The 2,152-nt window shown below is 71.7% G+C and carries 2 protein-coding genes; one reads left to right on the top strand and one right to left on the bottom strand.

What is annotated here, in order from left to right; genetic code table 11:
* Positions 1–67: 67 nt before the first annotated feature.
* Positions 68–424: a nuclear transport factor 2 family protein gene (locus tag ABZW32_RS39720; protein ID WP_030237782.1), complete on the bottom strand. Its 357-nt coding sequence runs from the start codon at positions 422–424 to the stop codon at positions 68–70.
* A gap of 287 nt (positions 425–711) precedes the next feature.
* Between ABZW32_RS39720 and ABZW32_RS39715 the strand changes: the two genes are divergently transcribed.
* Positions 712–2,004 (top strand): aminotransferase class V-fold PLP-dependent enzyme, encoded by a 1,293-nt coding sequence (locus ABZW32_RS39715; protein WP_356225778.1) that lies wholly within the window; start codon positions 712–714, stop codon positions 2,002–2,004.
* Positions 2,005–2,152 lie beyond the last annotated feature (148 nt).

Raw genomic sequence — 2,152 nt, 5'->3', positions numbered from 1 at the left:
AACGGGCAGGGGGGGCCGGCCCCCACGCCCCCCCCACCCCCCCTTCCCTTTTCACGCTTTCCGCGGATCAGCCCTTGACGTAACCGAAGCTCTCGACGATCAGTCCGCCTTCGAGGCGGGTCACGTTCACGCCCCGCACGAAGTCCTGCGGACCGCCGCCCCAGCGCAGCGTCCAGCGGCACACCGCGCGCTCGCCGGCCGTCCAGACCTCCTCCACCTCGAAGGTCATTCCCTCGTTGCCCGCGATGGCGCTCCAGAACTGCAGACATTCGTCGTACCCGACGTGCTTGGAGCCGTCGGGAGCCGGCCCGGAGTTCTCCAGCCGGCAGTTCTCGGCGAGGAGGTCCTTCAGCAGGCTGGGGTCGTGCTGCTGGAATGCCTGGTTGAACTGGTCGATAACCTTGCGTGTCTGCTCGTCGGACATCGGGACTCCTCATGTCTCATGGCTCGGCACGGGCGGCCCGCCGGTCGGACCGGGCCACAGGAGAAAGTAATACAGTCCAACGGCCCGTGAAGTCCACGGAGTCCGGGAAACCGGTTGTTCCGGCCATATTCGTCAGTCGTACGTCAGTGCCCGCGCCCTAGGTTAGTACTATGACCACAGCAGACAGTGCGCCTCTCGCATTGGCCTATCAGCAGGCCACCGAATATCTGGCGGGTCTCGCCGATCGGCCGGTCGGTGCCACTGCCGGTTCCGAACAATTGCTGAAAATGTTCGGTGGCCCGCTGCCCGCCGGGCCGGGTGCGGCGAGCGACCCCATCGAACTCATCGGCCGGGCCGTCGCCGAGGGCGGCATCCCGACCGCCAACGGCCCCCGCTACTTCGGCTACGTCACCGGCGGCACGCTGCCCGTGGCCATCGCCACCGACTGGCTCGTCGCCGCCTACGACCAGACCGCCAGCCTCTACAACCTCTCACCGGCCATCGCCGTGGCCGAGGACGTCGCCGCGCAGTGGGTCCTGGAACTCCTGGGCCTGCCCGCGCACGCCTCCGTCGGCTTCCCCACCGGCTGCACCATGGCCCACCTGACCTCGCTGGCCGCCGCCCGCCACAAACTCCTCGCCGAGGCCGGCTGGGACGTGGAGCGCGAGGGCCTGGGCGGCGCGCCCGACGTGGCCATCGTCGCCGGCGCCCAGCACCACATGACCATCGACCTGGCCGCCCGCTACCTCGGCTTCGGCACCGCCCGCATCCGCAACGTGCCGGTCGACGACAAGGGCCGCATGATCCCCGCCGAACTGGAGCGCACCCTGGCCGCCCTGGACGGGCCGGTCATCGTCTGCGCGCAGATCGGCGACGTCAACTCCGGCGCCATCGACCCGGTCGGCGAGGTCTGCGACATCGCGCACCGGTACGGCGCCTGGGTGCACGTCGACGGCGCCTTCGGCCTGTGGGCCGCCGCCAGCCCGCGGCTGCGCCCCCTCGTCGAGGGCGTGGAGCGGGCCGACTCCTGGGCGCTGGACGCCCACAAGTGGCTCAACGTCCCCTACGACTGCGGGATCGTGGTCATCGCCCACCCCGAGGCGCACCGGGCCGCCATGCTCAACGAACGGGCCGGGTACCTCCCGCCCGGCACCGACGGCGAACGCGACGCCATCGAGTGGGTCCCCGACTTCTCCCGGCGCGCCCGCAGCCTGCCGGTCTGGGCCGCGCTGCGCTCCCTTGGCCGTTCGGGGGTCGCGGACCTCGTCGAACGCTGCTGCGCGCACGTACGGCGCTTCGAGGGGCACCTGGCCGGCGTCGAGGGCGTGGAACTCCTCAACGACGTCGTCCTGAACCAGCTGCTGGTCCGCTTCGGCGACGACGACCAGGTGACCCGGAACGTGATCGCGCGGATCCAGGAGAGCGGGGTCTGCTGGTTCGGGGGGACGGTGTGGGAGGGGCGGGCCGCGATGCGGATCTCCGTCGTCAACTGGCGTACGACGGAGGAGGACGTGGACCGCAGCGCGGCCGTCATCCGCGAAGCCCTCGCCGAGGAACTGGCCGCCGTCGCCGCCTCCTGACCCCTCCTGGTCACCCCCCACCCGGGCCGGGCCCCGCGACCGCGGGCCCGGCCCGGTCCCTTGCCCGGGACCTGCTCGCCGCTGCGCGGGGCTGTCCCCTACCCGCCCTTCCACCGTTCCCCGGGCTCCGCCCGGACCCTTCGGGGGC

Origin of the sequence: Streptomyces sp. NPDC004667 (assembly GCF_040609475.1) — a bacterium.
GTDB lineage: Bacteria > Actinomycetota > Actinomycetes > Streptomycetales > Streptomycetaceae > Streptomyces.
This window is presented reverse-complemented; position numbering and strand designations above follow the sequence as displayed.